This window comes from Ruegeria sp. AF3, from assembly GCF_056536285.1.
The window spans coordinates 1,892,156-1,912,705 of record NZ_JBQFJM010000001.1 but is presented as its reverse complement, the minus strand read 5'-3'; the positions used below and the strand labels follow the sequence as shown (position 1 = coordinate 1,912,705).

General features: G+C 58.3%; 24 protein-coding genes. 9 read left to right on the top strand and 15 right to left on the bottom strand.

Going from position 1 to position 20,550, the window contains the following annotated elements; all coding sequences use genetic code 11:
* Positions 1-68: 68 nt before the first annotated feature.
* Positions 69-1,556 (bottom strand): ABC transporter substrate-binding protein, encoded by a 1,488-nt coding sequence (locus tag ACR3FC_RS09640; protein WP_209505161.1) that lies wholly within the window; start codon positions 1,554-1,556, stop codon positions 69-71.
* 168 nt (positions 1,557-1,724) lie between these two features.
* On the opposite strand from ACR3FC_RS09640, the gene panB reads away from it, so the two are divergent.
* The 3 genes from panB (at position 1,725) to glpK (ending at position 4,959) form a co-directional block, all read left to right on the top strand.
* Positions 1,725-2,564, top strand: coding sequence for a 3-methyl-2-oxobutanoate hydroxymethyltransferase (gene panB, locus ACR3FC_RS09635; RefSeq protein WP_480474533.1), 840 nt, complete (start codon positions 1,725-1,727; stop codon positions 2,562-2,564).
* Positions 2,561-3,412, top strand: coding sequence for a pantoate--beta-alanine ligase (gene panC, locus ACR3FC_RS09630; protein ID WP_480474532.1), 852 nt, complete (start codon positions 2,561-2,563; stop codon positions 3,410-3,412). Before panB ends, panC begins: the two co-directional genes overlap by 4 nt.
* A gap of 68 nt (positions 3,413-3,480) precedes the next feature.
* Positions 3,481-4,959 carry a glycerol kinase GlpK gene (gene glpK, locus ACR3FC_RS09625; protein ID WP_480474531.1) on the top strand — a complete coding sequence of 493 codons (1,479 nt, stop codon included), beginning with the start codon at positions 3,481-3,483 and terminating at the stop codon, positions 4,957-4,959.
* Here glpK and smpB read toward each other — a convergent pair.
* The 6 genes from smpB to arfB all read right to left on the bottom strand — a co-directional run bounded on the left by smpB (position 4,956) and on the right by arfB (position 9,086).
* Entirely contained in the window at positions 4,956-5,432 is a 477-nt protein-coding gene (gene smpB, locus ACR3FC_RS09620) for an SsrA-binding protein SmpB (protein ID WP_267365868.1), read from the bottom strand. The genes glpK and smpB overlap by 4 nt on opposite strands.
* A gap of 58 nt (positions 5,433-5,490) precedes the next feature.
* On the bottom strand, positions 5,491-6,033 hold the full coding sequence (idi, locus tag ACR3FC_RS09615; RefSeq protein ID WP_480474530.1) for an isopentenyl-diphosphate Delta-isomerase: 543 nt from the start codon (positions 6,031-6,033) through the stop codon (positions 5,491-5,493).
* Between the two features lie 200 nt (positions 6,034-6,233).
* Positions 6,234-6,647 carry a c-type cytochrome gene (locus ACR3FC_RS09610; protein WP_480474528.1) on the bottom strand — a complete coding sequence of 138 codons (414 nt, stop codon included), beginning with the start codon at positions 6,645-6,647 and terminating at the stop codon, positions 6,234-6,236.
* Between the two features lie 113 nt (positions 6,648-6,760).
* Positions 6,761-7,777 (bottom strand): P1 family peptidase, encoded by a 1,017-nt coding sequence (locus tag ACR3FC_RS09605; protein WP_480476872.1) that lies wholly within the window; start codon positions 7,775-7,777, stop codon positions 6,761-6,763.
* Positions 7,778-7,859: 82 nt separating this feature from the next.
* Complete coding sequence (locus ACR3FC_RS09600) at positions 7,860-8,606, bottom strand: SDR family oxidoreductase (RefSeq protein WP_480474526.1); 747 nt, start codon at positions 8,604-8,606, stop codon at positions 7,860-7,862.
* A gap of 60 nt (positions 8,607-8,666) precedes the next feature.
* On the bottom strand, positions 8,667-9,086 hold the full coding sequence (arfB, locus tag ACR3FC_RS09595; RefSeq protein WP_480474524.1) for an alternative ribosome rescue aminoacyl-tRNA hydrolase ArfB: 420 nt from the start codon (positions 9,084-9,086) through the stop codon (positions 8,667-8,669).
* Between the two features lie 376 nt (positions 9,087-9,462).
* Between arfB and ACR3FC_RS09590 the strand changes: the two genes are divergently transcribed.
* Positions 9,463-9,834 (top strand): YybH family protein, encoded by a 372-nt coding sequence (locus tag ACR3FC_RS09590; protein ID WP_480474522.1) that lies wholly within the window; start codon positions 9,463-9,465, stop codon positions 9,832-9,834.
* Positions 9,835-9,874: 40 nt separating this feature from the next.
* Here ACR3FC_RS09590 and ACR3FC_RS09585 read toward each other — a convergent pair whose 3' ends face one another.
* Together ACR3FC_RS09585 and mgtE are read right to left on the bottom strand one after the other, a co-directional pair.
* Entirely contained in the window at positions 9,875-10,324 is a 450-nt protein-coding gene (locus ACR3FC_RS09585; RefSeq protein ID WP_480474520.1) for a CBS domain-containing protein, read from the bottom strand.
* A 56-nt stretch (positions 10,325-10,380) separates the two neighbouring features.
* Positions 10,381-11,745: a magnesium transporter gene (mgtE, locus tag ACR3FC_RS09580; protein ID WP_480474518.1), complete on the bottom strand. Its 1,365-nt coding sequence runs from the start codon at positions 11,743-11,745 to the stop codon at positions 10,381-10,383.
* Positions 11,746-11,841: 96 nt separating this feature from the next.
* On the opposite strand from mgtE, the gene ACR3FC_RS09575 reads away from it, so the two are divergent.
* From ACR3FC_RS09575 to ACR3FC_RS09560, 4 genes are read left to right on the top strand one after another with little or no spacing between them, the layout of a single operon-like run.
* Positions 11,842-12,120 (top strand): hypothetical protein, encoded by a 279-nt coding sequence (locus ACR3FC_RS09575; RefSeq protein ID WP_480474516.1) that lies wholly within the window; start codon positions 11,842-11,844, stop codon positions 12,118-12,120.
* Between the two features lie 5 nt (positions 12,121-12,125).
* Positions 12,126-12,626, top strand: a complete 501-nt coding sequence (locus tag ACR3FC_RS09570; protein WP_480474514.1) for an ATP-dependent zinc protease family protein — start codon at positions 12,126-12,128, stop codon at positions 12,624-12,626.
* Positions 12,623-13,528, top strand: coding sequence for a 30S ribosomal protein S6--L-glutamate ligase (gene rimK, locus ACR3FC_RS09565; RefSeq protein ID WP_480474512.1), 906 nt, complete (start codon positions 12,623-12,625; stop codon positions 13,526-13,528). Before ACR3FC_RS09570 ends, rimK begins: the two co-directional genes overlap by 4 nt.
* 5 nt (positions 13,529-13,533) lie before the next feature.
* Positions 13,534-14,568 carry a succinylglutamate desuccinylase/aspartoacylase family protein gene (locus ACR3FC_RS09560; RefSeq protein WP_480474510.1) on the top strand — a complete coding sequence of 345 codons (1,035 nt, stop codon included), beginning with the start codon at positions 13,534-13,536 and terminating at the stop codon, positions 14,566-14,568.
* 49 nt (positions 14,569-14,617) lie between these two features.
* Here the strand turns inward: ACR3FC_RS09560 and ACR3FC_RS09555 are convergent, their stop codons facing one another.
* Positions 14,618-14,851 carry a hypothetical protein gene (locus tag ACR3FC_RS09555; protein ID WP_480474508.1) on the bottom strand — a complete coding sequence of 78 codons (234 nt, stop codon included), beginning with the start codon at positions 14,849-14,851 and terminating at the stop codon, positions 14,618-14,620.
* A gap of 150 nt (positions 14,852-15,001) precedes the next feature.
* On the bottom strand, positions 15,002-15,250 hold the full coding sequence (locus ACR3FC_RS09550) for an EF-hand domain-containing protein (RefSeq protein ID WP_480474506.1): 249 nt from the start codon (positions 15,248-15,250) through the stop codon (positions 15,002-15,004).
* A gap of 256 nt (positions 15,251-15,506) precedes the next feature.
* On the opposite strand from ACR3FC_RS09550, the gene ACR3FC_RS09545 reads away from it, so the two are divergent.
* Positions 15,507-16,373 (top strand): LysR family transcriptional regulator, encoded by an 867-nt coding sequence (locus ACR3FC_RS09545; protein WP_480474504.1) that lies wholly within the window; start codon positions 15,507-15,509, stop codon positions 16,371-16,373.
* Between the two features lie 338 nt (positions 16,374-16,711).
* Here the strand turns inward: ACR3FC_RS09545 and ACR3FC_RS09540 are convergent, their stop codons facing one another.
* From ACR3FC_RS09540 to ACR3FC_RS09525, 4 genes are all read right to left on the bottom strand, one after another.
* On the bottom strand, positions 16,712-17,356 hold the full coding sequence (locus ACR3FC_RS09540) for a queuosine precursor transporter (protein ID WP_480474502.1): 645 nt from the start codon (positions 17,354-17,356) through the stop codon (positions 16,712-16,714).
* A 91-nt stretch (positions 17,357-17,447) separates the two neighbouring features.
* Positions 17,448-18,332: an esterase-like activity of phytase family protein gene (locus ACR3FC_RS09535; RefSeq protein ID WP_480474500.1), complete on the bottom strand. Its 885-nt coding sequence runs from the start codon at positions 18,330-18,332 to the stop codon at positions 17,448-17,450.
* Complete coding sequence (gene mepA, locus ACR3FC_RS09530; RefSeq protein WP_480474498.1) at positions 18,305-19,168, bottom strand: penicillin-insensitive murein endopeptidase; 864 nt, start codon at positions 19,166-19,168, stop codon at positions 18,305-18,307. Before mepA ends, ACR3FC_RS09535 begins: the two co-directional genes overlap by 28 nt.
* Entirely contained in the window at positions 19,165-20,532 is a 1,368-nt protein-coding gene (locus ACR3FC_RS09525) for an MFS transporter (RefSeq protein WP_480474496.1), read from the bottom strand. Before ACR3FC_RS09525 ends, mepA begins: the two co-directional genes overlap by 4 nt.
* Positions 20,533-20,550: the final 18 nt, after the last annotated feature.

Below are 20,550 nucleotides of genomic sequence, written 5' to 3'. Positions count from 1 at the left end.
ATGATCGTTAAGAAACGCATTTCGCAATGGTGAGACTGGGCCCGTCAAGCAGGCCCAGCCAACTGGTGTCATTCCGACCAGGAAATGGCAGTCAGGTCGATAGCCGCAGTTGGTGCGTTCTCCCACAGGCCCTGAACACCGGCCTTGGCGACGCCCAGCTTGGCCAGCTGGAACAGGTACCCGTTGACATAATCGTTCGAGATGAGGCGCTGCGCCTCACCCAGAAGACGGGTCCGTTCCTCGGGGTCGGTGGTGGTGTTCAGCGTCTCCATCAGTGTCTGAAAGTCGATGCTGTCATACTGGAAGTAATAGTCAGGCCGCGCGTAGATGCCGATATCCATCGGTTCGGTGTGGCTGACGATGGTCAGACCAAATTCCTTGCCCTTGAAAACCGATTCCAGCCACTGGGCCCATTCCACATTGATGATTTCAGCCGTGATGCCGACCTCGGCCAGCTGTGCGGCGATGATTTCACCGCCCCGGCGCGCATAAGATGGCGGTGGCAAGTGCAGAGTTGTCTCGAACCCGTTTTCAAACCCGGCCTCTGCCAGCAAGGCCCTGGCCTTTTCGGGATCATACGCGGACTGGCCCGTCAGATCGACATAAGCGGGGTTGTGTGGCGCAAAATGCGTGCCGATTGGGGTGCCGTATCCGAACATGGCGCCGTCGATGATGGCCTGTCGGTCAATCGCATGGGCCAACGCCTGCCGGACACGAATGTCATCGAATGGCGGCTGTTTGTTGTTGGTGGACAGGATCGTTTCACCCTCGGTCGATCCAACCAGAACCTGAAACCGCGGGTCAGCCTCGAACTGAGGCAGGTTCTCCGGTGCCGGGAAGTTGTCGAACACGTCCACATCTTCGGCCATCATGGCCGCAAATGCGGCGGTCGGGTCCGAGATGAATTTGAACGTCGCAGTCTCTAACGCCGGTTGGTCGCCCCAATAATTGGGGTTGCGGTTCAGTGTTATGCTGTCGCCCTGAACCCAGTCGCCAAAGGTAAAAGCGCCGGTGCCAACCGGGTTTGTCTTGATGTTCTCAATGCTTTCGGGCGCGACGATCACCGCGTCACCCCAGGCAAGGTTGAACAGGAAGTTGCCGTTCGGATCGGCCAGGGTGATCCTGACCGTCAGTGGATCCACGGCCTCGACGCTTTCGATCCCTGCAAACAGAGCTTTCTGCGCGTTGGCGCTGTCCTCGGCCGTGGCCCGGTCAAGGCTGAATTTGACATCCTCGGCATCCATAGTCGTGCCGTCATGGAAGGTCACGCCGTCGCGCAGTTTGAAGGTATAAGTTTTGCCGTCTTCGGAAATCTCCCAGCTTTCCGCAAGGCCGGGCACGACCGAGCCGTCGCCCATGAAACGGGTCAGACCTTCGAAGATGTTGGTGTAGACAACCGAATCGATGGCCTGAGCTGCGGCGCTGGTCGGATCCAGATGCGGGGGTTCCAACTGCATGGCGATGGTGATGTCGGATTTGGCCAAAACCTGCGTCGCCAACAGGCTGGCGCCAATCGCCACGGTCGACGCGAATGTTCGAAGCACGTGTTTTGTCATGTGAACTCTCCCAACTGAAAATCTGCGCCCATGTTTTCCGGGCCGTTTTATCGGCAGTGTTCCTTTAAACCTGAGGTCAATCAAGGGAATGTTCGCGCAACCGGGGTTTCTTTGGCCCCGGCCGATCTGCTATGCCGCACTGCAACATAAGCCCTGCAGGAGCCAACCATGAGCGCCACCGCCCGCAAAAAGGCCCCGAACGCCGAAGATATTCGCGCCCGAAAAGGCGGCGTGCCTCTGGTCTCGCTGACCGCATACACAACGCCTATGGCGCGCCTGATGGACACGCATTGTGACTTTGTTCTTGTGGGGGACAGCGTCGGGATGGTTTTGCACGGGCTGGAATCCACCCTTGGTGTCACGATGGAGATGATGATCCTGCACGGTCAGGCCGTCGCACGCGGGTTGAGCACGGCGATGATGGTCATCGACATGCCGTTTGGCAGCTATGAGGAAAGCCCGGCACAAGCGTTTCGCAACGCGGCGCGGCTGATGGCGGAAACCGGTGCGGGGGCAGTCAAGCTGGAAGGCGGTGCCGAGATGGCCGAAACCATCCGCTTTCTGGTCAAGCGCGGCATCCCGGTGATGGCGCATATCGGTCTGACCCCGCAATCGATCAACACGCTGGGCGGCTACAAGGTGCAGGGGCGCGACGAACAGGCCGAAACCGTCATGACAGATGCCCGCGCCGTGGCCGAGGCCGGTGCGTTTTCCGTGGTGCTTGAGAAAGTGCCGCAAGGTCTGGCCGACAGGATCACCGAACAGGTTGCCATCCCCACCATCGGAATCGGAGCGTCAGCCGGCTGTGACGGGCAAATTCTGGTCGTCGATGACATGGTCGGCTTTTTCACCGCCTTCAAACCCAAATTCGTCAAACGCTATGCCGAGCTTGGCCCGTTGGCTGAAGCCGCCATCGCAGATTACGCGGCCGAAGTGCGTGCGCGAACATTTCCGGCGGACGAACATGTGTTTGCTGATCAGGCTCCGGCGAAAGGACCAAAGACGTGACCGCGCCGATCCTGCGCTCGCTGGCGGAACTGCGGACCAAGACGACAGAATGGCACCGCGCAGGTGACGTTATCGGCGTTGTTCCGACCATGGGCGCATTGCACGAAGGGCATTTGTCGCTGGCGCAGGCCGCCAAGGAGAACTGTGACCGGGTGATCGTGACGATCTTTGTGAACCCCAAGCAGTTCAACAACCCCGAAGACCTGGCGAACTATCCCCGCACGGAACATGAAGACGCCCTAAAGCTGGCCCCTTATGGCGTGGATGCGATCTATGTGCCGGACCCTCAGGAAATCTATCCCGACGGCTTTTCCACCACGGTATCCGTGACCGGTTTGACCGACATGATGGAAGGCCCGTTTCGCCCCGGCCATTTCGAAGGCGTGGCCACTGTAGTGGCCAAACTGTTCCTGCAAACGCAGGCGGATCGAGCCTATTTCGGGGAAAAAGACTATCAGCAGTTGCTGGTGGTGCGCCGCATGGCCCGCGATCTGGACATTCCCATCGAGGTTGTCGGCTGCCCAACCGTGCGCGAGCCTTCTGGGCTGGCAATGTCGTCGCGCAATCTGCTTTTGTCGCCTGAGGGCGTAAAGGTCGCGTCCCGCATGAACGAGATCATGCGGCGGGTGGCAGATAAGCTTGCCGCTGGCAAGGATTTCGCGGCGCTGGCGCAAGACGCAAAAGCCGCATTGCTGGACGCTGGTTTTACCGAAGTGGAATATATCGATCTGCGCTGCGCCGAGACGCTGGAAAGCCTGCCCAATGCCAACAAACCCGCGCGCTTGTTCGTTACGGCCTGGGCCGATGGCGTCCGCCTGATCGACAATATTCCCGTCGATCCGGTCTGATTTCTGCTCTGGCCCCGGCGCCGTTGTTTGCGCTAAAGTCGCGCAAAATGACACCGGGGAGAGCGGACATGACCTTTATTCTGGCAATTGATCAGGGCACCACGTCCTCGCGCGCGATCCTGTTCGACGGGCAGATGAACCGTGTTGGCACCGCTCAGCAGGAGTTCCCCCAGCATTTCCCGCAAGAAGGTTGGGTTGAACACGACCCCGAGGATATCTGGTCCAGCGTTCTGCATGTGTGTCGCGAGGTAATGAAAAGCGTCGGTGTTTCGGCTGACCAGATCACCGGCATCGGCATCACCAACCAGCGTGAAACCACCGTGGTCTGGGACAAGCAGACCGGCAAGGCCATCCATAACGCGATTGTCTGGCAGGACCGCCGCACCGCCGAAATCTGCGCCCGATACAAGCAGGCCGGGTGTGAGGATGACGTCACCGCCCAGACCGGCCTGCTGCTGGACCCTTATTTCTCGGGCACCAAGGTCAAATGGCTGCTGGACACCGTTTCAGGCGCACGCGCGCGGGCTGAGGCCGGAGAGTTGCTGTTCGGCACCATCGACAGTTTCCTGATCTGGCGTCTGACCGAAGGTCGTGTCCATGCCACTGACGCCACCAACGCCGCCCGCACCCTGCTGTTCGACATTCACAAAGGCGCCTGGAGCGCTGAAATTTGCGAGTTGCTGGATGTACCCGTTCATATGTTGCCGAACGTGCAGGATTGCGCCTCGGATTTCGGCGCAACCACCTTGCTTGGTGGGAACATCCCCATTCTGGGTGTGGCAGGCGATCAGCAGGCAGCCACCATCGGTCAGGCCTGTTTCCAGTCCGGTATGATGAAATCAACCTATGGCACGGGCTGTTTCGCACTGCTGAACACAGGTGCGCAGCCGGTTGAATCGAAAAACCGTCTTCTGACGACAATCGCTTACCAATTGGACGGTCAGCGCACCTATGCGCTGGAAGGGTCGATCTTTATCGCCGGGGCCGCCGTGCAATGGCTGCGTGATGCGTTGCAGATCATCGATTCGGCCCCGCAAAGCGGCGATCTGGCGGCGCAGGCCGACCCGAACCAGCATGTGATCCTGGTGCCAGCCTTCACGGGTCTTGGGGCTCCTTACTGGAAGCCGGATTGCCGCGGTGCGATGTTCGGTCTGACGCGCAATTCCGGCCGGGCCGAGATTGCCCGCGCCACGCTGGAAAGCATCGCCTTTCAGACCCGCGACCTGTGGCACGCCATGCAGGGCGACTGGGGGGCCGAGGCGGATGTCATCCTGCGCGTCGATGGCGGGATGAGTGCATCTGACTGGACAATGCAAGGTCTTTCAGATTGTCTGGGTGCCCCGGTGGATCGCCCGGTTATGCAGGAAACGACCGCCCTTGGCGCCGCATGGCTGGCAGGTATGAAAGCCGGGATATACCCGGATCAGGCCGGTTTTGCCCAAACATGGGCGCTGGACCGCCGGTTCGAGCCCACGCAAGAACAAGCCGAACGCGACGCGGCCTATGATCGCTGGCAACGGGCGGTTCAGGCGGCGATGGCGTTCTAGCTGTGATCTTTCAACAAGCGCTGCTTCTGCCTTGACCAGTCACGCTTGGCCTGAGTTTCGCGCTTGTCGTGGGTTTTCTTACCCTTGGCGATGCCGATTTTAACCTTGGCCAGTCCTCTGTGGTTGAAATACAGAACCAGCGGCACCAGAGTCATGCCCTTGCGCTGCGTCGCGTTCCACAGGTTCGACATCTGCTTGCGGGACACCAGCAGTTTGCGGCGGCGACGTTCTTCGTGCTTGAACATCTTGGCCTGCTCATACGGCGCGATATAGCTGTTGACCAGCCAGAGCTCTCCGTCATCGACCGTGGCATAGCTTTCGGCGATGTTCGAGCCGCCCGCGCGCAGGGATTTGACCTCGGACCCTTGCAGGATGATGCCACATTCAATGTCCTCTTCGATTGCGTAATCGAAGCGGGCGCGCCGGTTTTCGGCGATTACCTTGTAATTCGGGTCTGTCTTCTGCTTGGCCATGACGCGTTGATTTAGGCGGCTTGGGCCGCCCTTGCAAGGCAGGGATTTTCGGAGTGCGTCAGGATTTGGCAGAAATGATCAGGTCCGGGCCGAAAATCGTGTCCGCATGGTTGTGCAGGTAGATCTTGAGCCACGGTGTAAACCGGTCCGGGTGGCGGGCCACTTCGGCCAACAGGTCATGGTAGTCGATCCAGCGGATATCCATGACTTCGTCCGGATTAGGTGCGATTTTCAGCGGTCCGCGCACATGGGCCAGAAAAACGTCGACAACTTCGTTTTCCACCATGCCGTTCCCAACATCGGCGTGGTATTCCAAACGGTGACGGTATTCAGGGTAAAGACCTGTAATCCCCAGCTCTTCGTTCAAGCGGCGCACGGCGCAGGTTGACGAGCTTTCGTCCCAGTCGGGATGCGTGCAGCAAGTGTTCGCCCACAGGCCGGGCGTGTGGTACTTGCCCAGCGCCCTGCGCTGCAACAAAATCTCGGTGCCCCTTACGACAAACACCGACACGGCCTTGTGCTTGAGGCCCTTTTCGTGAGCTTCAAGTTTGTCTACCGGGGTCAATTCACCATTGACCCAAGCCGGGATCATAATGCCCATCTGTCCTCTCCTGTTGCCAATCCGCCTGACGGGCGCTGATGTTGGGTTTAGCTATTGCCGGGTCGGCTTGGCGTTGCGGCACACTCTGCGGTTTGCCGTCAGATACCAAAGTGGCGCTGTTCTACACTGGTATCAATCGCACCAAAGGCCGCAGGGGCTGCGGCCTTTGGTCCTTGTGCGTGGGTGCACAATGTTAGCGTTTATTCGCCTGATACACTGACGATATAGGCAAAGACGTCTTCACTGCCACTTTTCAGCTTGAAGGTCATTTTCGACTTGGCAGCGGTGTCGTCCAGATAAGATTGCAGGAAGCCCTTAGGGTCCTGCGTGTATTCCACAAAGGACGTCTCATCCCAGACCAAACCCTTCTCACCGGCTGCGACGATGCTGTCGCCATATTTGAAGTCTTCGTAGGTTCCGGCAGTGCGGCCAGCGACGCCATAGAGGTTGGGGCCGGTTTTTCCGCCTTTGACGATGACTTCTCCGGCCGGATCAGCGATCATGTGGCAGGACTTGCATTTGTTGAAAGCTTTCTCACCGGCTTCGGCATCGCCTTCGGCATGAGCGGGCAGCGCCAGCAGGCCAGCGATTGCGATAGTGAGGATACGATTCATAGCTTGTGCTCCGATACAAATTGGCTGCACCGAATGGACCCCCGGCGCATAAAAGTGTCAACGCGCGGATTGCCGCGCGCATCTACAGTGCCACTGCGACACATGGTGTGTCCTTAACTTAAGTCATGTACAGTGGTCCAGCAGGGCAACAGGTCTCCTTCCGCCGGGGTCGCCAGATAGACCGCCCGCGCAATGGCCCGGGACAGGCACAGCGAAGCCGAGTGCCCGATCAGAGCGAGATCGGCTTCGGATGCGATGGGGCGGGCGCCGGTACTGACGCCAAAAACCAGATCACCGTCGCCGGGTGTGTGTGCGGGAAGGATCGCCCGGGCAATTCCGTCGTGGGCGGCAACGGCCAACCTTTGGCATTGTGGTTTGGTCAATGCGGCATCCGTGGCAACGATGGCGATGGTCGTGTTTGTCCGCTCGGGTTGCGCTGGCCTCATGGCCATCGCTTTTCGGCTGGGGCAGATCCGGCTTTGATCCGGCGACATATCGGGGCCTAGCCCGCCAAATTCTGCATCTTGTTCAAAGGGCGCCGCCCAAAAGTGCCGGTCACCCGGTGTTGTGACACTGCCCAGCGGGTTCGCCGCAACGAGTGCCCCGACCGTGACTCCATCAGGCAGAATGGACGAGGCAGAGCCAAGCCCGCCCTTCTGCATTGCGGCCAACGCCCCGGTGCCCGCCCCGACGGACCCCAAATCAAAATCTCTTGAAGCGCCCAGATAAGCAGCCCGCCCCAGCGCACGATAGGGGTTTTCCGCCCAATCCTTTGCACCGCCATTGAGCAGGTCAAACAGGATCGCGCCGGGAATGATCGGAACCTTCGCTGAACCGACGGGAAACCCGCGCCCTTCACCCCACATCGCATCTGAAACACCCGAGCAGGCGTCCAGTCCAAAGGCCGATCCGCCGGACAGAACCAGCGCGTCCACCCCTGTGACGGTTTTATCAGGCGCAAGCAGATCGGTTTCGCGCGTACCCGGTGCACCGCCCATCACATGGACCGACGCAACGAACGGTTTATCTGCCGTGAGGACCGTGGTCCCGGACTTCAGCGCATCGTCCTGAGCGTTTCCAACTGCCAGGCCGGGGACATCGGTAATCAGGTTTCTTGGTCCAGGGATCATCTTGAACTCGGGATTGGTGCGGGGAAGCGCGCGGGCGCGCGCTGCCTCCGGCGGGGATATTTTTGGCCAGATGAAGATCGGATCAGATACATCGGCCGCCATCGACCTCGAGCGCGGTGCCGGTGATCATGCTGGCCTCGTCCGAACACAGGAAACAGGCGGCGTTGGCCATATCTTCGGGTGTTGAAAACCGTCCCAGTGGGATGGTCGCCAGGAACTTGGCGCGGATCTCGGGCGTGTCTTCGCCCATGAAAGATTTCAACAGCGGTGTTTCGCCCGCCACTGGGCAGATCGCGTTCACGCGTATGCCGGTTGGGGCCAGTTCGACCGCCATGGTCTTGGTTGCCGTGATCATCCACCCTTTGGACGCGTTGTACCAGTTCAGATTCGGGCGCGGAGACAGGCCCGCCGTCGAGGCTACGTTCAGAATTGCACCCGCGCCGCGCGCCTTCATATGGGGAACAAATGCCCGGGCGGTCAGATAGACGGACTTCATGTTCACCTTGAAGACCCGGTCGAAATCATCCTCGGTGACATTTTCCAGAGGGGTTGGCAAGTGGGTGACACCTGCGTTGTTTACCAGAATATCGAGCGCCCCAAAGGCGGCGAGTGCCGTGTCCGCCATCTTTTGAACTGAAGCCCTGTCGCCGACGTCGACCTGGTGCGCCAATACCCCGGCCCCAAGTTGCCCCGCCATATCAGCGGCTGCGTCACCATTGATGTCCGCGATCATGACGCGTGCGCCTTCGGCCAGGAATTTCTGCACGATCCCCGCGCCAAAACCCGATGCACCACCGGTGACGATTGCGGTTTTTCCCTCCAGCCTCATGACGTTGCCCTTTTGCAGCCTTTGCGGGCCAGACTATCAACGCCCCGGCAAGATGCCAGATCAATCTTCAGACACCTTGCCCCGCAGCGCCTTGACGTCGCCACGCGCCTTTTTCGCGGCAAGTCGACGCTTGACCGAACCATAGGTCGGTTTCGTTGCGATCCGCCGTTTGGGTTTGACCAGCGCGCGGGCGATCAGTTCTGCCAGCCTCGCGCGCGCGATTTCACGGTTGCGGGCCTGCGAGCGTGTTTCCTCACATTGAATGATGATTGCGCCATCTTTGGTCCAGCGTCGCCCGGCCAGTCGCTTTAGCCGGGCCTTGACCGGATCGGGCAAGGACGGTGAGCGTACCGCTTCGAAGCGCAGCTCGACTGCGGTCGACACCTTGTTGACATTCTGCCCTCCGGGACCGGACGATCGTACAAAACTTTCGGTCATTTCCCAGTCTTGCAGAGCAATATCTTCGGTGATGCGCAGCATGTCAGTGTCAGCTTGGTGACTTGGGCGAATAAAAAGGAAGAGTCGCGATCCTGACCCGAGCCGTCGGAAACCCGCAACAAGCGGGCGGGCGTAAGCCATAGCGGCACAGCATTTCAGCAAGTCTCCTCATCCTCGGTGCCTAGCGCAGTGCATATGTGCGATCAAGCCTGCTTTGGCAGTTCGCGCAATTCAGAATCCTGGCGGTGGCTGGGACGTCCGTTCGCATCAGTTGCGTTCGCCGTCAGGTATTCCAAGCCCAGTTCATTTAACGTCAGGTGCCGCCAACGCTGTGGCCATATTGCGTTACTTATGCAGAATCGAATGCGCGAAGGGCTGCAACGATCTTTCGTGAATGTTGGTTATGAAAGGGACCGTCATGGATATGAGGCGCGTGCTCGAAGACTTTGATGAAGCGTACAATCAGGCATTTAACCGAGGCGATGCTGCTGGCTGCGCTGCGTTCTTTACCGAAGACGTCATGTTGTTGGCGCCCGGAGAACCCCTGCTGCGCGGGCGCGAGGCGTTCATCGCAGCCTATCGTGAAAGAATGAAAGAAAACACCGGTGGAACGCATACAAATGAGTTGATCGATTTCAGTGTGGATGGAGATACCGCCTATCAGGTCGGGTCTTTTGCTATCGCTGATTCTGACCCGCCGGAGAAAGGGAAGTTTGTGAACGTCCTGAAACGCCAGACGGATGGCACCTGGAAAGTCAGCATTTCCATCTTTAACAGTGACTTTCCATAGCGGCCTTGAATGTAGAGTGAGCAGACATGGAACCGGGGTGTCAGGCTATTGATTGGCCCTGAGCACCGCGGGCGATGTCACGCAACACATTCAGCTCCAACTCGTCTTCCTCATGCACCCGTGCCAGGATTTCTTTACTGCTGACGATGGCAATTGCTTTTCCATTCTGAGTTACGACAAGATTTCGGATTTTGTGTTTAGCCATCAGATTAAGACCACTGGACAACTTCGAGCCCAGCGCGCAGGTGACAGGTTTTTCCGTCATCCAGTCACCCACTGTCTGCTTGTAGAAAGCCGAGCCGGAATCCGCCAGGCACAGCAGCACGTCATGATCCGTGATTATCCCGACCAGCTTCCCTTCGCTGAGAACCGCCAGCGCGTTCACATCCAGCAACGCAATGGTGACGGCCGCATCGAACACCGTTGTGTCAGTGTCGCAAAATGGCGGCTTTTTAAGGTTCTGCGTTTTGACAATGCTTGAGATCGTCATGTCTTCCTCGTGGTTGAGCGCCCGACCCCTGTGTTGATCAGGGCGCATGAAAAACACTAATTCAGGAGCGGCATCATCGCCGTTGCAAGGCTCAGGACCAGGAAAAACCCTGCCATGTCCGTGATCGTTGTCAGCAAAGGGCCACTGGCGACCGCCGGGTCCTGACCGATGCGCTTTAACAGCAAAGGCAGAACGCCACCGATCGATACCGCGATGATCGTGTTCAAACCCAGCGCGCCGCCAATCACCAAACCCAGAAACGGGTTTCCTTTCCACATCCAGGCAACGAGTCCGATCAGCAGGCCAAGGACACAGCCGTTGATGATGCCGACCGAAACCTCTTTTAGCCAGACCCGCATAGCATCAATGGGCCGGACCAGACCAAGCGACAGCTCGCGCATGCTGACCGCAACGGCCTGATTGCCGGAACAACCGCTCATATCCGAGACCATCGGCAGGAACACAGCCAGAGCGATCACGGCAGAAAGGGTCTGTTCATAGGCGGCAATCACGCTGGCCGCGATTACGTTGAGCACGATGTTGGCCGACAGCCATTGAAGCCGCCGCCGCGCCCTGAGCGGCAAAGGCATCGATCGCAGTTCGTCTCCAAAGACACCATGGCGTTTCAGGCTTGCCGATTCCGCGCGCTTCAGCAGGGCCTCATTCACGGCAGAGCGGGAAACGACACCCACAAGATTCCCATCCGTTTCGACAACCGGCAACCCAAGAAAAGGGTGCTCATCGAAAAGGTCCTCCAGTTCTTCCAGCGGCATGCTGGCCGGAACCGTGATAGGGGGCACCATGATATCGGTGAGTTTGATGCTTCGCCGTGTGGACAGCAGGCTGCGCAAGGACAGCACCCCGACAGGCACGCCATCGGAATTCAAAACGTAGGGGTGCTGGCCACGGTAACGTTCAAGGTCGTACTCTTCATGAGCGAAACGCCGCAGAACCTTTCCGACTGTATCGCCATCGGAAAAGGTGAAGGCTTCGGCCACCATCAGACCACCGGCGACATCGTCGTCATATTCAACCAGTCGCCGGACATCCGCCGCATCTTCCGGGTCCATCCGGGCAAGGATCGCTTCTGCATCGGCGTCTTCAAGTTCCCCGATGACATCCGCCTGAATGTCGGAATCCAACTCGAGGATAATTTCGGCGGCCTGTTCGGAAACCATGCGCTCAACAAGATCGACCGCCAGCGCGTTTGGCGCTTCTTCGACCAGTTCGGCCGCACGTTCCGGTGGCAGCAACGAGAGCGCGGCGCTTCGCTGGTCAACGGGCAGGTTGAGCAATTCCCGCAAGGCATCGCTGAGCGAAAGCGGATCAAGCAGGTCTGCCAGCGCCGCCCCGTCGCGATTTTCCAACGCCAGCTGAAGCTGCGTCCCTGTTTCCCTTGGTAAGGAGTCCGTATCGCTCATCCGCCGACCTGTGGGGGTAAAAGTTTCTTACTTTCACCCATATAACAGAAAATATTTGCCTATAGACAAAAAAAATTCTGATTTGTAAGAAAGTGCATGCAGGAAAATGACTGGATATCAGCCGCAGCCGAACGTCTGGCCGCCTTGTACGATCAGGAGTTTGGCGGCAAGGTCAGCGGACGGTATCGCATTCCGGACAAGCTGGTGCGTCGGATCGCCAGGCGCAGGCGTTTGTATGAAACAGATATCCGCGCCCTGTCGATCGCGCTTTTTGAACTTGGGTACGTGTTAATCGATATGGATAGTTTTTACGTTGTAATGAGCGCGAATTCGTTTGTGAATTACCGGCGCGCCAATGATGACAGCGTGGCTTAGTCGCCATGGTCAAACAAACAGGATACCCCGAAGTCATAGGATGGCGCGAGCGGATCAGCCTGCCTGATTTCGGGATCGAGCATATTCCGGCAAAGATAGACACAGGTGCCAGAACCGCAGCCCTGCATGCCGTGGACCAGACCGTGTTCGAGGTTGATGGCGAACGATGGGTCGAGTTCATGATCCCGGTCCATAACCGCCGGTCATCGGGCCGGGTGCGTACGCGGGTTGTAGACGAGCGGGAAATCAAGAACACTGGTGGCATTCCGGAACGACGGTTGATCGTCAGAACACAGCTTCTGCTTGGACGGCATCGGTGGCTAATCGACGTTTCGCTGGCTAATCGCGCGAGGATGGAGTTTGATCTGATCCTTGGCCGTACCGCCATTCGCAGGCGTGGGATCCTTGTCGATCCCGGCCACTCATATCTTCTGGATGCACGAAAAGATCCGAAAAAGATGAAAAGCAAGACAAGATCCAAGGACGCAGAAGGACGACATCAATGAAGCTTGTCATGCTTGCCCGAAATCCAAACCTGTATTCCCACCAGCGTCTGAAAGAGGCTGCTGAACAACGCGGGCACCAGTTGGATATCGTGAACACGCTACGCTGTTACATGAATATCGCGTCGCGCCGACCCGAGGTTTATTACGACGGTAAGAAGCTTGGGCGCTATGACGCGGTGATCCCACGGATCGGCGCTTCGGTCACATTCTATGGGCTGGCCGTGTTGCGGCAGTTCGAAATCATGGGTGTCTTTCCGCTCAACGAGTCGGTTGCAATTGGCAGATCCCGTGACAAGTTGCGGTCCATGCAGCTGATGGCACGTGACGGGATCGGATTGCCGGTCACCACCTTCGCGCATGACCCGAAACAGACCGACGAAGTTCTCAAACTGGCAGGGGACGCTCCGCTGGTGGTCAAGCTGCTGGAGGGCACGCAGGGCATCGGCGTGGTGCTTGCGGATTCAAACCGGTCGGCAAAATCCGTGGTCGAGGCGTTTCGCGGTGCCAAGGTCAACATCATGGTACAGGAGTTCATCAAGGAAGCAGGCGGCACGGATATTCGTGCGCTTGTGGTCGGTGGAAAGGTGATCGCGGCGATGCAACGAAAAGGGGCCGAGGGCGAGTTCAGATCAAACCTGCATCGGGGTGGCAGCGCCAAGCCCATCAGAATCTCGCCCGAGGAACGCTCGACAGCCGTGCGTGCGGCCAAAGCGATGGGCCTGAATGTCTGTGGTGTCGATATGCTGCGGGCCAATCACGGTGCCGTGGTTATGGAAGTGAACTCCTCACCCGGGCTTGAAGGCGTTGAAAAGGCCACCGGCATCGATGTCGCGGGCAAAATCATCGAATTTCTCGAAAAGAATGCGGCCAAAGGCAACACGAAGACACGAGGCCGTGGGTAGAGGCGATGCGCGGTCCCTTTGAAATCGGGGGTTTTCGCGTACCGCCCGGTACACGAACCACTCTGGATTTGCCGGTCAGCGTGCTGTCGGATCATACCCCAGTGAGCATGTCAGTACACGTGGTTCACGGCCGCCGCCCCGGACCGGTCCTGTTTGTCAGTGCCGCCGTTCACGGCGATGAGGTGATCGGCGTGGAGATCGCACGGCGGCTGCTTCGGGCGCCACAGCTTGACAAGCTTGCGGGTACCTTGCTGGTTATCCCGATCGTGAATGCCTTTGGTTTCATGACACATTCCCGATACCTTCCTGACAGGCGCGACCTGAACCGATCCTTCCCCGGCAGCGAAGGAGGGTCGCTGGCCGGTCGGCTGGCGCATCTTTTCATGACCGAGATCGTCGAGCGGTCGGACCTGGGGATTGATCTTCATTCTGCCGCGATACACCGCACCAATCTGCCGCAGATCCGCGTCTCTCCGGCTTCGGATGTCACCCTCAAATACGCTGATGCGTTCGGTGCGCCTGTTGTGCTGATTTCAAAGCTGCGCGACGGGTCACTGCGCAAGGCCGCGCAAGAGCGTGGTGTGGATATCCTGCTGTTCGAGGGTGGTGAGGGTCTGCGTTTCGACGAACTGTCTGCGCGGGCGGGGGTTGCAGGCATCCTTCGGGTGATGAACGCAAAGGGAATGGTTGCGAAGCGTGGCATCGCCGCTGTGCGCGAAAAGCCTGTCCATGTCAGGTCAAGCTCGTGGATGCGCGCGCCCGCCGGTGGCCTGTTGCGGACTTTCAAAGCCGCCGGAGAATACGTGGCCGCCGGTGACCTGCTTGGACGCATTTCCGACCCGTTCGGAGAACTCAGGACCGATATCATCTGCGAAACCACGGGTATCATCGTTGGGCGTACAAATCTGCCTGTCGTTCATGAAGGCGACGCGTTGTTTCATATTGCTGAAACGACCGGCTCGGATGTCGAAATGCGGGTCGATACGATTGCCAGCCAGCTTGACGGCGATCCGATGTTCGATGAGGACGAGATCATTTAGATTTTGGAGCCAAAAGAAAACGCGGGGCAGTTGTCCGCCCCGCGCCAGCCTACAGGATCGCACGCAATCTGTTGCTCGCCAGCGCCTCCCAAGCGGCGAGCGCGATCAGCGCAGATCCCGTGAGCCAAGCATTTGCCACTGCCACACCATGACCGGTAAAATGCAGCACCTCCGGCGCGGCGATCAGTATTGCCCCGACCGCCAATACCGGAGCCACCCGTGCGAGAAGGTGGCCCCGGCCGCTAGCGCCTGACATGACCAACACACCAATACCGATCGTCATGAAGGCGAGCGACTCACGGTCAGACGAACCGTGAGCTAGGGTTTTCTGGCTGAACAGTACAAATGGGGACAGCACTAACCAGATACCCATCCCGGCAAGCATCCACCTGTAGGGTGGAGAGGGGTTTCTCATGTTCTTGGCAACCCCGGCTTATTCGTCACCTTTGGGATCAGGAAGCAACTCGGCCTCGACCGCGGCGACCATTTCTTCGTCATTGACGAAACCATCGGCATCCGTGTCAATTTCGGCAAAGCTCTCACTGGTAATATCGGGGTACTTTGTCTGTAGCTCGGTCAGCGAAGCCAGACCATCACCGTCCGTGTCCAGTCCTACCGGCAAGGCAGCGGCCGGAAGGGCAAGGAATGACGCGAGCAGAGCAACAACAGAAACTCGACTCATTTTGTTCTCCATCAGGGAATGGGCGGTTTACCCATTGAGGGGTTGGTGCAGCGCTAGGGTGTCGGAGGCTTATCTAAGGCAGACAGATTGCACCTGTTCCGCAGATCGGGTTGTCCACTTTGCGATGAAAACTGTTGATTGGCGGTCCGATCCGGTGGGGGCACTTTCGCGCTACAAAGCGTATATCGCACATTCGCATAGCGTTGAATAACGAATTTATATCGCCAATAATATCGAATATTCAAATAGGTGAACGATGGATATTGAACTCGCCCGAACCTTCCTTGCGGTCGTTGAAACCGGCACTTTTCTTGATGCGGCGGACAAGGTCCATGTTACGCAATCGACCGTTAGCATGCGAATCCGAACGCTCGAACAACAGCTTGGACAGCCCGTGTTTGAACGCAGCAAGTCTGGTGCGACCTTGACCATTGCCGGGCGGCATTTCCTCAAACATGCACAGGTTCTGGTGCGAACGTGGACCCAGGCCAAGCTGGATGCCGGTCTGCCTGCCTCGATGGCAGCTGCTTTGGAAATCGGCGCAACACCAAGCCTTTGGGACGGCTATCTGATCAACGCCCTTCCCGAGTTGATGGCGGCACTACCTGACGTCGCTATCCGGGCGACAGCGGCCCCGTCGGAAACACTCACGCGCGAGATCGAGGAAGGCAACCTGGATCTTGCCATCATGTACCGGCCGCGAAACGCACCTGGCTTGACCGCGCTCCAGCTTTTCGAGGACGAGTTTGTCCTTGTCAGCAGCGGCCCGGAAGCCCTCCCCGCTGATCTGGGTAACGCTTATATCCTGATAGACTGGGGCCCGGAGTTTCGCGCCGATCATATGCTGAACTTTCCAGGGCTTGATGCGCCGCGCCTTCAGTTGGGCATAGGCACCCTCGGCCTGCAATATCTTCGGTCGGTTCCCTCGGCCGGATATTTCCCAAGGCGCGTTGTCGAACCGGAACTTTGCAACGGGTGGCTCAAGCTGGTCGAAACGGCACCCAGATTCGCTTATGCCGCCTATGTCGTGTTCGATGAAAGTGAGGAAGAAGGATATCCGGGTCAGGCCGCTCGGCAGCTTTGCCAAACATCAAGTACACGCGGCCAGGCACCGAAGCTTTGACAACACGTATTCACGCCTTTTCCGCGATCGGGTTCTAACAATGGATCGAACTCATCCAGCCCCCGCGCATAGTACAATTTGATCGCCCTCAGAAGGTGACGGCAACAAAAAGGGCCGCCCCAGCAGGACGGCCCTTCGAAAGTTCAGGAGGTCGGGTCGGTTAGATCAATCGACCAGCCGGAGCGAGCGCTCCGCCAAGGGCTGCCCTAACGGGCGATCCCCCCGGTTGTTCCGACACCTCTCTCCAATCTCTTTCTTGACACTGGATCACCTCCTTTTCTATCTGTTGCGGTTGAAAAGAAGCGTGCCACAATTTGTGCCATTCTCAAAGCGTTTTTTTACACAGGCTGCGCAGTCAGCCGCGCAACGATCACCTTGAACGGGATCAGGGCGATCAGCGCCAGTGAAAGCTTCACCATCCAGTCCGCGAAAGCCAGCGTCACCCAAAGCGGTGCCATCGGGCCGGACAGCATGAAAGGAACAGGTTCCCACGCCCAGTTGATTGCAGCGTCGGCATTGGCGCCGAAGAAGGTGACCGAAGCCGAAAAGGCAAGCGTGAAGAAGATCGCGGTATCCAGTGCCGACCCTACCAGCGTCGACACCAGCGGCGCACGCCACCAGCGACCACCGCGTAGGGAATTGAACACGGTAACATCCGTCAGTTGCGCGATCAGGAAAGCGGTTCCCGATGCAACGGCGATGCGCAGCGGTACGGCAGCATAGGTGAACCCGTCACCCTGCAACATGATCTGGCTGCCGATCAGCGAACAGATGACACCGGTGGCAAATCCGGCAAACACGACCTTGCGGGCCGGACCAACGCCATAGACGCGGTTCATGATGTCAGTGACCAGAAAGGCCAGCGGATAGGTGAAAGCACCCCAAGTCAGCAGCCCGTCAAGAATCAGGAACTGGACCAGAATGTTCGAGGCCACAACAATGGTGGCCATGGCAATAATGCCGGGAATAAAGTTACGTTGCATGTTTTGATGCCCGTTTTGACAAGGTAGCGGCGACTTGGCCAAGGGACCGTCCCAAGGCAAGCCGTGCCTTTAGACCTTTGCCTGCGCCCTGTCAATTGGGCAGCAGGTATTCCACAAGTTCGGTCCGCTGCACCGCCAGAAAGTTGTCATCCGAAATCATCGTGGCGCGCAACAGGCCCTGCCCGTCGCGCCAGACCGACAATCCTTCGAGGTTGTCATGCGCGCCCGTTCCGGTTTCGAACAGGGTTTCCTCGGCGTCTGGTTTCTCGTTCTCCACGTCCCATCGCCGCAGTCGTGATCGGAAACCGACCAAGGATACCTTGCGTTCCAAAACGTAAAACCGCCCATCGGGACCGAAATCCGCGGCAACGGGTTTAAAGCCGCCACGCTGTGGCAGAACAAACGGGGTCGACCATGTGTCGCCATTCCAACGGTAAACCGGAATGTCCCCCTTAGCGGTGCGGTTCTTTTCCGGCAAAGTGTAAAGCCAGCCGCGTCCATCAATGGCCAGAGCTTCGAAAGAACCATTGTCGGCAAGGTCCCGAAACGCATTCGGGCGAGGTAACACACGCGCGCTGGAACCCGGGGCGGAGTAAAACGCGACACGATGCACCCCTTCGAACGAGATAAATATCCCGCCATCCGGCGTCACCGCGATGCCTTCGGAATCGCCGACGCCGCCTTTCATGATATGCCCATTGCTGGACAGCACCGGCCATTGACCAAGAACGTGAATATCCGCGATCTGGCCTTCGCGCCGCTCAATCCGCGCGATCACGATCCGCGCCCGGTCGCTAAGCGCAATCATCTGGCCTCCGTCGTCCGAGATATGAAGCGCTGAAAATCCGCCAAACCAACTTGCTGGATGCCGCCAAACGAAACTATTCAGGTGGGCTGCGGATTTCACATCCAGCGCGGCGGCCACCGGGGCAAGAAACAGCGCTACACTCAGTTGGATTGCAAAACGGCGGAGCATTGTTGCGGCAAGTCGGACAGAACGTATTCCCGGCGTTTCTTCGGCGGCGGCGCATTCGGATCGGGTGGCGGCGGGTTCAGGATGTTGTGCACCCATTGACGGGCCTCAGCGCAGCCATCGCCCTTGGGGGGTGGGTCTTGATTCACACAGCCCTTTGACCCTCTGGGACAGTTCAGTCGCACGTGGAAATGATAGTGATGTCCCCACCAGGGCCTTATCTTACGTAGATAGTCGCGGTTCCCCTTTTCATCGTCGCACATCTGAACCTTGGCCCCAGGAAACACGAAGATCCGGGCGACGCGCTTGTCTTTTGCCGCTTCGCGCAATAGCGCATGATGCTGCTTGGTCCAGTTTCCGTTGACGTAAGCGCCATTGGAACGACGAAGAGAGATGGACGAGATGTTTTCGCGCGACTTGCGGCTCAGGCGCATGTTATCGCCGGGCAACATCCAGACATCGATGTCTAGCCCCAACTGATGACTGCGATGGCCCGAGGTCATCGGCCCGCCGCGTGGCTGGCTGATATCCCCTATATAGAGACCGTTCCATCCCGGCTGGCTGGCTGCAAACCTGCTGAGGTCCTGCACGTAGTCAATCGTCTGCGGATGCCCCCAGTTGCGATTGCGCGACAAGCGCATTGCCTGCCATGTAGGCCCCGTTTCAGGCAGTTGAATTGCCCCCGCAGCACATCCGCGCGAATAACTGCCGAAAGCGGCCGGTTTTTGCTGGGAAGCTTGTTTCTGTGCCCCGAACAACTGCTTTGCCAGCGGTTCTGCCGCCGCAGTGCCTGCAAAAGCAAGCGCAGCCAAAACGATCAAAAAACGTTTTATTTTCATCTGCTCTGATCCCCTTCAGGTCTCACCCAGCGCATCAGGAATAGACCCAGAATAAACAACAGAACGATGGGTGACACCCCCAGACGAGCGCTACCGGTCACCGTGGTGGCGATCCCGATCAGAAGTGGCGCAGCAAAGGCGGTGGCACGACCCGACAGACCATAAAGGCCAAAGCTCTCGACGGGGGTTGCCGGGTCCGTATGCCGGACCATCATCGACCGGCTACAGGACTGTAGAATGCCGCCCATGCCTCCGATCAGGATACCGCAGCCAAAGAAAACCACATCCGGCAAGCCTGACCCTTCGGACATGGCGATACCGAAAATCTGGGACCGGTCCATTGAGACGATGGTGATGCAGACAAGGATCAACACCCAGATCGCAACGATAATCACGGGCTTGGGGCCATATTTCTTATCCAGTTTGCCGCCCACCCAGGAAAAGGCCGCTGCGGCCAGAACGCTGACGATGCCGAAAACACCGATCTTGATCAGGTCCCATTCCAACACCAGCCGGGCATAGACCCCGCCAAAACTGTAAAGCCCGTTCAGCGCATCCCGATAGAACATGGATGAGCCCAGGTAACTGGCCAAACTGGTGCGATGGCGCAGGTTAGACACTGATTTTGCCAACAGTCGCAGCGCCTCGGCAACGCTGCCCTTTTTGTTTTTCGGTTCGTCGTCATGGACCCAAAGGAAGTAGGGCACCATGAACAGAATGAACCACCCAGCAGTAAACGGGCCAACAAAGCGCGTGCCCTGCTGTTGCGACGCATCCAGCCCAAACAAGGGGTCCATTCCGATCAGCGTTTTGCCGTTGGCCTGCTCCACAAACAGCGCAAGCATGATCGCCAGCGAGATCAGGCCACCGAAATAGCCAAAAGCAAAGCCCGAGCCGGAGATTTCGCCCACTTCGCTGTCATCACCCAGATCGGGCAGTTGGGAATTGATGAAAATCAGGGCGTACTCCGCACCGATGAAACCCAGACCGAAGGCAGACAGCATCAACCACATGTTCGAGCCATCGGGCATCGTGTACCAAAGCGCGCCGGAACCTACGGCGTACATCACGGAAAAGGCGAATATCCAGGGGATGCGCCGACCCGACACATCAGCCATCGCCCCCATCAGCGGCGCACCGAAGGCAATAATCAAACCGACTATGGTCATGCAGTTGGCCCAGACCACCTGTGCCTGTGCGTCTGCAGACCCTGCGTCCAGGCCGGATGCCAGATAATACTCCGCAGCGACACCTGCGAAATAAGGGCCGAACACGAACGTTACCAAAAGGGTGTGATAGGGCTGACTGGCCCAATCGAAGAACCACCAGCCCCAGATACGCCTGCGCTTGGATATTTCTGCCATTTCTGCCCCTGTTTTCTT

What these genes read in the sequence shown, in the direction of transcription:
- ACR3FC_RS09640 (WP_209505161.1), bottom strand. Translation starts at nt 1,556, where the DNA reads ATGACAAAACACGTGCTTCGAACATTCGCGTCGACCGTGGCGATTGGC.
- panB (WP_480474533.1), top strand. Translation starts at nt 1,725, where the DNA reads ATGAGCGCCACCGCCCGCAAAAAGGCCCCGAACGCCGAAGATATTCGC.
- glpK (WP_480474531.1), top strand. Translation starts at nt 3,481, where the DNA reads ATGACCTTTATTCTGGCAATTGATCAGGGCACCACGTCCTCGCGCGCG.
- smpB (WP_267365868.1), bottom strand. Translation starts at nt 5,432, where the DNA reads ATGGCCAAGCAGAAGACAGACCCGAATTACAAGGTAATCGCCGAAAAC.
- idi (WP_480474530.1), bottom strand. Translation starts at nt 6,033, where the DNA reads ATGGGCATTATGATCCCGGCTTGGGTCAATGGTGAATTGACCCCGGTA.
- ACR3FC_RS09610 (WP_480474528.1), bottom strand. Translation starts at nt 6,647, where the DNA reads ATGAATCGTATCCTCACTATCGCAATCGCTGGCCTGCTGGCGCTGCCC.
- ACR3FC_RS09605 (WP_480476872.1), bottom strand. Translation starts at nt 7,777, where the DNA reads ATGATCCCTGGACCAAGAAACCTGATTACCGATGTCCCCGGCCTGGCA.
- ACR3FC_RS09600 (WP_480474526.1), bottom strand. Translation starts at nt 8,606, where the DNA reads ATGAGGCTGGAGGGAAAAACCGCAATCGTCACCGGTGGTGCATCGGGT.
- arfB (WP_480474524.1), bottom strand. Translation starts at nt 9,086, where the DNA reads ATGCTGCGCATCACCGAAGATATTGCTCTGCAAGACTGGGAAATGACC.
- ACR3FC_RS09590 (WP_480474522.1), top strand. Translation starts at nt 9,463, where the DNA reads ATGGATATGAGGCGCGTGCTCGAAGACTTTGATGAAGCGTACAATCAG.
- ACR3FC_RS09585 (WP_480474520.1), bottom strand. Translation starts at nt 10,324, where the DNA reads ATGACGATCTCAAGCATTGTCAAAACGCAGAACCTTAAAAAGCCGCCA.
- mgtE (WP_480474518.1), bottom strand. Translation starts at nt 11,745, where the DNA reads ATGAGCGATACGGACTCCTTACCAAGGGAAACAGGGACGCAGCTTCAG.
- ACR3FC_RS09575 (WP_480474516.1), top strand. Translation starts at nt 11,842, where the DNA reads ATGCAGGAAAATGACTGGATATCAGCCGCAGCCGAACGTCTGGCCGCC.
- ACR3FC_RS09570 (WP_480474514.1), top strand. Translation starts at nt 12,126, where the DNA reads ATGGTCAAACAAACAGGATACCCCGAAGTCATAGGATGGCGCGAGCGG.
- rimK (WP_480474512.1), top strand. Translation starts at nt 12,623, where the DNA reads ATGAAGCTTGTCATGCTTGCCCGAAATCCAAACCTGTATTCCCACCAG.
- ACR3FC_RS09560 (WP_480474510.1), top strand. Translation starts at nt 13,534, where the DNA reads ATGCGCGGTCCCTTTGAAATCGGGGGTTTTCGCGTACCGCCCGGTACA.
- ACR3FC_RS09555 (WP_480474508.1), bottom strand. Translation starts at nt 14,851, where the DNA reads ATGACGATCGGTATTGGTGTGTTGGTCATGTCAGGCGCTAGCGGCCGG.
- ACR3FC_RS09550 (WP_480474506.1), bottom strand. Translation starts at nt 15,250, where the DNA reads ATGAGTCGAGTTTCTGTTGTTGCTCTGCTCGCGTCATTCCTTGCCCTT.
- ACR3FC_RS09545 (WP_480474504.1), top strand. Translation starts at nt 15,507, where the DNA reads ATGGATATTGAACTCGCCCGAACCTTCCTTGCGGTCGTTGAAACCGGC.
- ACR3FC_RS09540 (WP_480474502.1), bottom strand. Translation starts at nt 17,356, where the DNA reads ATGCAACGTAACTTTATTCCCGGCATTATTGCCATGGCCACCATTGTT.
- ACR3FC_RS09535 (WP_480474500.1), bottom strand. Translation starts at nt 18,332, where the DNA reads ATGCTCCGCCGTTTTGCAATCCAACTGAGTGTAGCGCTGTTTCTTGCC.
- mepA (WP_480474498.1), bottom strand. Translation starts at nt 19,168, where the DNA reads ATGAAAATAAAACGTTTTTTGATCGTTTTGGCTGCGCTTGCTTTTGCA.
- ACR3FC_RS09525 (WP_480474496.1), bottom strand. Translation starts at nt 20,532, where the DNA reads ATGGCAGAAATATCCAAGCGCAGGCGTATCTGGGGCTGGTGGTTCTTC.